Annotated in this window: 7 protein-coding genes (1 of these 7 running past the window's edge); 5 read left to right on the forward strand and 2 right to left on the reverse strand. The window is 67.3% G+C overall.

The genetic code is table 11. The annotated features are described in order from the left end of the window. Window positions 1-237 precede the first annotated feature (237 nt). The gene (locus PVT71_RS07130; protein WP_353473812.1) at window positions 238-912 is read left to right on the forward strand and encodes a VacJ family lipoprotein; all 675 of its coding nucleotides are present in this window, start codon (window positions 238-240) and stop codon (window positions 910-912) included. Between the two features lie 2 nt (window positions 913-914). Further along, window positions 915-1526 (forward strand): ABC transporter substrate-binding protein, encoded by a 612-nt coding sequence (locus PVT71_RS07135; protein WP_353473813.1) that lies wholly within the window; start codon window positions 915-917, stop codon window positions 1524-1526. 20 nt (window positions 1527-1546) lie between these two features. Here the strand turns inward: PVT71_RS07135 and PVT71_RS07140 are convergent, their stop codons facing one another. After that, a complete protein-coding gene (locus PVT71_RS07140; protein WP_353473815.1) occupies window positions 1547-1843 on the reverse strand; it encodes a hypothetical protein in 297 nt (98 codons plus the stop codon). A 253-nt stretch (window positions 1844-2096) separates the two neighbouring features. Here PVT71_RS07140 and clpB point away from each other — a divergent pair, with 253 nt between their 5' ends. Further along, complete coding sequence (gene clpB / locus PVT71_RS07145; RefSeq protein ID WP_353473816.1) at window positions 2097-4712, forward strand: ATP-dependent chaperone ClpB; 2616 nt, start codon at window positions 2097-2099, stop codon at window positions 4710-4712. A 169-nt stretch (window positions 4713-4881) separates the two neighbouring features. Here the strand turns inward: clpB and PVT71_RS07150 are convergent, their stop codons facing one another. Next, entirely contained in the window at window positions 4882-5022 is a 141-nt protein-coding gene (locus PVT71_RS07150) for a hypothetical protein (RefSeq protein ID WP_353473818.1), read from the reverse strand. Between the two features lie 293 nt (window positions 5023-5315). Between PVT71_RS07150 and PVT71_RS07155 the strand changes: the two genes are divergently transcribed. Next, on the forward strand, window positions 5316-6797 hold the full coding sequence (locus PVT71_RS07155) for an FMN-binding glutamate synthase family protein (protein WP_353473820.1): 1482 nt from the start codon (window positions 5316-5318) through the stop codon (window positions 6795-6797). Window positions 6798-6879: 82 nt separating this feature from the next. After that, window positions 6880-7695, forward strand: partial view of a protein-methionine-sulfoxide reductase catalytic subunit MsrP gene (gene msrP / locus PVT71_RS07160; RefSeq protein ID WP_353473821.1) — the 5' portion only. It continues 93 nt past the right edge of the window; 816 of the gene's 909 nt are visible here — the first part of the coding sequence; it begins with the start codon at window positions 6880-6882; the stop codon falls past the right edge of the window.

Genomic DNA, 7695 nt, shown 5'->3' on the forward strand with positions numbered 1-7695 from the left:
TCTGCGAAAGCAGATACGAAGAATCTTCATGTCACATTTGAAACACGGCGGCTGCGTGCCACGCTTGACCCCTTGGGGCCCGCGACGTTTGCCACTAGGAAGATCTTGTACATCAAGATCGGACATTTCCTAATGCGAATTCCCACCCAGGCTGGCCGTGCTCCTGCTTTTCGGGCTTTTGCGGGCCTAGCTCTTATCATGGGCCTCACTGGCTGCGCGACACCCGGACCCGGGGAAATGCAGAACGGCGTGTTCGATCCGCAAGAACCCGCCAATCGCCGTGTACATGCTTTTAACAAGAAGGTTTATTCCCGCCTATCGGGCGACGGAGAGCCCGGATTCATCGAAAAACTGCCAGAACCTGTCAAAAATGGGGTGGTGAATTTCTCGGATACGGTCGCTCTGCCGCAGACCGTGGTGAATCAGCTGCTGCAGGGACGGCTGCTGCGGGCGTCGCGGAACACGCTGCGGTTCTCGATCAACGCGACGCTCGGCCTCGCCGGCCTGATCGACATCGCCGGCCCGATGGGCCTGCCCGACGATCGCAGCAATTTCGGCGAAACGCTCTACGTCTGGGGCCTGCCCGAGGGCGGCTACATGGAGCTTCCGGTGCTCGGCCCCTCGACCGAGCGCGAGACGGTGGGCATGTTCGTCGACTTCTTCACCGACCCCTTCGCCTATGTCCTGCCCTCGCCGCAGCGCTATGTCCGCTACGGGGCGCGGGTCGGAGAGCTGATGATCAAGCGCAGCGAGTACGGCGACGCGCTCGACGCGGTGATGCTCGGCAGCGCCGACAGCTACGCGCAGGCGCGGGTGATCTGGCTCGAGAAGCGCCGGCACGAGCTGGGGGATGACAGCATCGCGGGATCGGGGTTCATCGACCCCGAGGGTTTGGACACGGAAGGATTCTGATCATGGGTTTCATCGACAGGCGCGGGTTCATCGGGCGCGGGTTCTTCGCCGGGGTCCTGGCCGTCGGCGCGCTGGGCGTGCTTCCGGGCGCGGCGCAGGCCGCCAGCGCGGCACAGGCCGAGCAGCTGGTCACCGCTCTGGTGCGGGACGTCAACGCGGTGATCGCCTCGGGCGCCTCCGAGCCCGCGATGATCGCCGAGTTCGAGCGCATCTTCGTGCGCTACGGCGACATGCCCTACATCGCCGCCTACGTGATGGGGGCCGACGGCCGGCGCGCCACGGGCGAGCAGAAGAAGGCCTTCACCGCTGCCTTCCAGGGCTATGCCGCGCGCAAGTACGGCAAGCAGTTCCGCGAGTTCATCGGCAGCGAGATCACCGTCGCGGGTACGCAGAAGGTGAAGAACGCCTACCAGGTCGCGACCGTCGCCAAGCTGCGCGGCCAGTCGCCCTTCGAGGTGACCTTCTTCGTCGGCGAGAAGTCGGGGCGCTTCTACAACATGTACGTCGAGGGCGTGAACATGCTGCTCACCGAGCGGACCGAGATCGGCGCGATGCTCGACCGGCGCCGGGGCGACATCGACGCGATGATCGCCGACCTGCGCAAGGCCGGCTGACCCGGGCGCGCCCATCCGGCCTAGCGCGGCTTGTAGAGGCCGCGCAGCGGCAGCGTCCGGGCGAAGGTCAGCCGCTCGGCCCCGGCGCGGTATTCCGGCATGCGCAAGAGCTGCTGGATCGCCGCGATCAGGGCGCGGCGCGGCTCGGCCGGGGCGGCGCTGAGCGAGACGCGGATCTGCCCGTCGCGGGCGATCAGCGACACGGTGCCGGGGCCCGGCCCCTCGAGCCAGAGCTCGGCCCTCGGGTCCTGGGCCCCCGCGGGGCCGCCCGGGACCATCGGCTGGAATCCGTCGAATTCGACGCGCTCGACATGCATGGCTTGCGTCCTTCTGCTGCCAGGGGCCATCTGGCGGGGTTGATCGTCGTACAGGGTGCGGCAAAGAGATTAAGCAACGATGACGCCAGCCGGGACCGGAACGGGCCAAGCCCCTGATGCGGCATTTTTTCACCGGCGATGTTCTTGAACCGTTCAGGGCCTGCGCCCATCTCTTGACCGAGGCCCGAGACGTCCCCGTGCTGCCTGGCAGGCGGGGCAAATCCAGACGGGCGCTTGTGGAAGGAGAGACAGCATGAACTTGGAGAAGTTCACGGAACGCGCGCGCGGGTTCATCCAGGCTGCGCAGACCATCGCCATGCGGGAAGGCCACCAGCGGCTGGTTCCCGAACACCTGCTGAAGGCCCTGATGGACGATGACCAGGGGCTCGCCAGCAACCTGATCACCCGGGCCGGCGGCGCGCCGCAGCGGGTGGTGGAAACCCTCGAACAGAAACTCGCCAAGCAGCCGAAAGTGTCGGGCGACGCCGGTCAGGTGTACCTCGACTCGGCCACCGGGCGCGTGCTCGACGAGGCCGAGAAGATCGCGAAGAAGGCGGGCGACAGCTTCGTTCCCGTCGAGCGCGTCCTCATGGCCCTCGCCATCGAGCGCAGCGGCGCCAAGGAGGCGCTGGAGGCCGGGGCGATCACCCCGCAGAAGCTGAACGAGGCGATCAACGACATCCGCAAGGGCCGCACCGCCGACAGCGCCACCGCCGAGGAAGGCTACGACGCGCTGAAGAAATACGCGCGCGACCTGACCGAGGCCGCCGAGCAGGGCAAGATCGACCCGATCATCGGCCGCGACGACGAGATCCGCCGCTCGATGCAGGTGCTCTCGCGCCGGACCAAGAACAACCCGGTGCTGATCGGTGAGCCGGGCGTCGGCAAGACGGCGATCGCCGAGGGCCTCGCGCTGCGCATCGTCAACGGCGACGTGCCCGAGAGCCTGCGCAACAAGCGGCTCTTGGCGCTCGACATGGGTGCGCTCATCGCCGGGGCGAAGTACCGCGGCGAGTTCGAGGAGCGGCTGAAGTCCATCCTGAAGGAGGTCGAGACCGCCGCCAGCGAGATCATCCTCTTCATCGACGAGATGCACACGCTGGTGGGCGCGGGCAAGGCGGACGGGGCGATGGATGCCTCGAACCTGCTGAAACCGGCGCTGGCGCGCGGCGAGCTGCACTGCGTCGGCGCGACCACGCTCGACGAGTACCGCAAGCACGTCGAGAAGGACGCGGCACTGGCCCGGCGCTTCCAGCCGGTGATGGTGCAGGAGCCGACGGTCGAGGACACGATCTCGATCCTGCGCGGCATCAAGGAGAAGTACGAGCTGCACCACGGCGTGCGGATCTCGGACTCTGCCCTCGTGGCTGCGGCGACGCTCTCGCACCGCTACATCACCGACCGGTTCCTGCCGGACAAGGCGATCGACCTCATGGACGAGGCCGCCTCGCGCCTGCGCATGGAAGTCGACAGCAAGCCCGAGGAGCTCGACCAGATCGACCGCAACATCCTGCAGATGCAGATCGAGGTCGAGGCGCTGAAGCTCGAGGACGACGCGGCATCGAAGGACCGGCTGGAGAAGCTCGAGAAGGAACTGGCCGAGCAGGAAGAGCGCTCTGCCGAGATGACCGCCAAGTGGCAGGCCGAGCGCGACAAGCTGGCCTCGGCGCGGGACGTCAAGGAACAGCTCGACCGGCTGCGCGCCGATCTCGAGATCGCCAAGCGCGAGGGCAACTTCGCCCGCGCCGGGGAGCTGCAGTACGGCAAGATCCCCGAGCTCGAGAAGAAGCTCGAGCAGGCCGAGAGCGGCGAGGGTGACGTCATGGTCGAAGAGGCCGTGCGTCCCGAGCAGATCGCCGAGGTGGTCGAGCGCTGGACCGGCATCCCGACCAGCAAGATGCTCGAGGGCGAGCGCGAGAAGCTGCTGCGCATGGAGGACGGGCTGCACAAGCGGGTCGTCGGCCAGAACCAGGCGGTGCGTGCCGTGGCCAACGCGGTGCGCCGGGCGCGTGCGGGTCTCAACGACGAGAACCGTCCGCTGGGCTCGTTCCTCTTCCTCGGGCCGACCGGGGTGGGCAAGACCGAGCTGACCAAGGCCGTGGCCGAGTTCCTCTTCGACGACGACAACGCGATGGTGCGCATCGACATGTCGGAGTTCATGGAGAAGCACTCCGTCGCCCGCCTGATCGGCGCGCCTCCGGGCTACGTCGGCTATGACGAGGGCGGCGTGCTGACCGAGGCCGTGCGGCGGCGCCCCTACCAGGTGGTGCTGTTCGACGAGGTCGAGAAGGCGCATCCGGACGTGTTCAACGTCCTGCTGCAGGTGCTCGACGACGGCGTGCTGACCGATGGCCAGGGCCGGACCGTGGACTTCAAGCAGACGCTGATCGTGCTGACCTCGAACCTCGGCTCGCAGGCGCTCAGCCAGTTGCCGGAAGGTGCCGACAGCGGCGCGGCGCGGCGCGACGTGATGGACGCGGTGCGGGCGCACTTCCGCCCCGAGTTCCTGAACCGTCTCGACGAGACGATCATCTTCGATCGGCTCAAGCGCGGCGACATGGACGGGATCGTCGAGATCCAGCTCGCCCGGCTCTTCAAGCGGCTGGCGGCCCGCAAGGTCACGCTCACGCTCGACGAGGGTGCGAAGAAGTGGCTGGCCGAGGAAGGCTACGATCCGGTCTTCGGGGCGCGCCCGCTCAAGCGGGTGATCCAGCGCGCGCTGCAGGATCCGCTGGCCGAGATGATCCTCGGCGGTGACATCCACGACGGCGACACCGTGCCGGTGAGCGCCGGGGCCGACGGGCTGATCATCGGCGACCGCATCGGCGCCAGCAACCGGCCCCGCCCGGACGATGCCGTGGTCCACTGAGCGGCACATATATAAAGCAAGCGAAAGGCCCGCCGGTTCGGCGGGCCTTTTCTCTGTGACGGGCAGGCGTGCCGTCCCGTAGTGAGGGGGCGCGGCACTGGCTGCCGCGCCCCCTCGCTGATACCGCAGGGCGCCGGCGGGGGATGGGGGGCCGGCACCGCAAGGAGGATCACTGCGGCATCAGCACCCCGTCGGACATGCGGATCACGCCCTTGCCCGGTTCCGCGTGGCAGCGGCACTGGGTCCGCCGCTCCCGGTTTCCGGGCCCCTTCAGCGCCGCGAAGGCGGGCTGGCACGTCATGCGGATCATCGGCAACGTCTCCGGTTGGCCTCGATGCACAGGGATACGCGCCGGAACGCCGACCGGATCACCCCGCGCGATGCGGAAAGATCGCCGGGGCAGGGTCCGCCGGGCGGCGCTTTTGCAGGCAAACGTCCCGCCGGAAGAGGCATCCACAGGATGTTGCGCTAACAGTTTTCAAACAGCCCAAAATAAGGGCATTCGCGCCTTGCTGTCCCGGCAGGGCGTTGTAACCATGCCGCCGAATCCGCTTCGGCAACCGACACGATCCAACGAACTTCGAGGAAATAATGGGCGCGGCAATGTACCTCCTGCAAATCCTGGCACTGGTCTTCCTGGTGGCCATCGGCTTTGCAGTCCTGGCAGTGGTGCTTCTCTACCTGATCGACACCACCCAGACCGGCGACGCGATCCGCCGCAACTACCCGGTGATCGGCCGCTTCCGCGGCTGGTTCACCAAGCTCGGCGAATTCTTCCGCCAGTACTTCTTCGCCATGGACCGCGAGGAAATGCCCTTCAACCGCGCGCAGCGCGACTGGGTCTACCACGCCACCACCGGCCGCGATAACACCGTGGCCTTCGGCTCGACCCGCAACCTCAACATCCCCGGCACGCCGATCTTCGTGAACGCGGTCTTCCCGCCGCTCGACGACCAGTTCTCGGTGACCGAGCCCATGGTGATCGGGCCGAATGCCCGGATGCCCTACGTCGCCCGCTCGATCTTCAACATCTCGGGCATGAGCTACGGCGCGATCTCGCGTCCCGCGGTCGAGGCGCTGAGCCGCGGCGCGGCCGAGGCCGGCATCTGGCTGAACACCGGCGAGGGCGGGCTCGCGCCCTTCCACGAGCTCGGCGCCTGCGATCTCGTCTACCAGATCGGCACCGCCAAGTTCGGCATCCGCGACGAGAAGGGCAACATCGACGACGCCAAGCTCGCCGCCATGGGTGCCCGCCCGCAGGTCAAGATGTTCGAGCTGAAGCTGGCGCAGGGTGCCAAGCCCGGCAAGGGCGGCATCCTGCCCGGCGAGAAGGTCAACGAGGAGATCGCGGCGATCCGCGGCCTCAAGGTCGGCCAGCCCGGCATCTCGCCGAACCGCCACCGCGAGATCGACAACTTCGAGGACCTGCTCGACATGATCGTGCACATCCGCGAGGTCTCGGGCCGTCCGGTCGGCTTCAAGACGGTGATCGGCTCGTCCGATGACTGGGAGCGCATGTTCCAGCTCATCGCCGAGCGCGGCTCCGAGAGCGCGCCCGACTTCATCACCATCGACGGCGGCGAGGGCGGCACCGGTGCCGCGCCCATGCCGCTGATCGACCTCGTCGGCATGCCGATCCGCGAGGCGCTGCCGCGCATTGTCGACCTGCGCGACCGCTACGGGCTGAAGGAGCGCATCCGCATCGTCGCCGCGGGCAAGCTGGTGAACCCGGCCGACGTCGCCTGGGCGATCTGCCTCGGCGCCGACTTCGTCACCTCGGCGCGCGGCTTCATGTTCTCGATGGGCTGCATCCAGGCGCTGAAGTGCAACCGCAACACCTGCCCGACCGGCATCACCACCCACGATCCGCGCCTGCAGAAGGGTCTCGTGGTCGAGGACAAGTACAAGAAGGTCGCCAACTACGCCAAGGCGGTGATCAAGGAAGTCGAGACCATCGCCCACTCGGTCGGCGTGTCCGAGCCGCGCCAGATGCGCCGCCGCCACGTGCGCATCGTGCAGGCCGACGGCAGCTCGATCCCCTTCTCCAAGCTGCGCCCAAGTTACAGAGGGGACACCGCAACGTGACAACGCTTGGTTTTGTGGATCGGCGGTTCTCCGCTAGTCTGTCTCGAACCCGTCTCGGGACAGGCTTGCAGGAGGACATCCCATGGCGCTTCGCTGGAGAGGCGATCTCAAGGACCATCACGTCACCGACGAGGCGCTCTGGCTGAACCGCCGGCAGCTGATCGGCGGCGCGGCCGGGGTCGCGCTGGCCGGTCTTGCCGGGCGCGGCCATGCCGAGGGAGACGCGGCGCTCAAGCCCAACAGCTGGGAAGAGATCACCAGCTACAACAACTACTATGAGTTCGGCACCGACAAGGGCGACCCCAAGGCCTATGCCGGTGCCCTCACCACCAAGCCCTGGACGGTGAAGATCGACGGGCTTGTCGACCGTCCGGGCGATTACGCGCTCGAGGACATCCTCTCGAAGATGACCATCGAGGAGCGCATCTACCGCTTCCGCTGTGTCGAGGCCTGGTCGCTGGTGGTTCCGTGGAACGGCTTCGAGCTGGCGGACCTGCTGGAACTGGCGGGGGTCCAGTCCGGCGCCAAGTACGTTGCCTTCGAAACCCTCTACCGTCCGGCCGAGATGCGCGGCGTCGCCTACCCGGTGCTCGACTGGCCCTATGTCGAAGGTCTGCGCCTCGACGAGGCGACGCACCCGCTGACGATCCTGGCCTCCGGCATCTACGGCAAGGACATCCCCAACCAGAACGGCGCGCCGCTGCGGCTGGTGGTGCCGTGGAAGTATGGCTTCAAGTCGATCAAGTCGATCGTCCGGGTCACGCTCACCGACAAGGAGCCGCCGACCTCGTGGAACAAGGCCAACCCGCGCGAATATGGCTTCTACTCCAACGTGAACCCCGAGGTGGACCATCCGCGCTGGTCGCAGGCCACCGAGCGCCCGATCGGCGGCGGCTTC

Origin of the sequence: Salipiger sp. H15, assembly GCF_040409955.1 — a bacterium.
Classification (GTDB): domain Bacteria; phylum Pseudomonadota; class Alphaproteobacteria; order Rhodobacterales; family Rhodobacteraceae; genus Salipiger.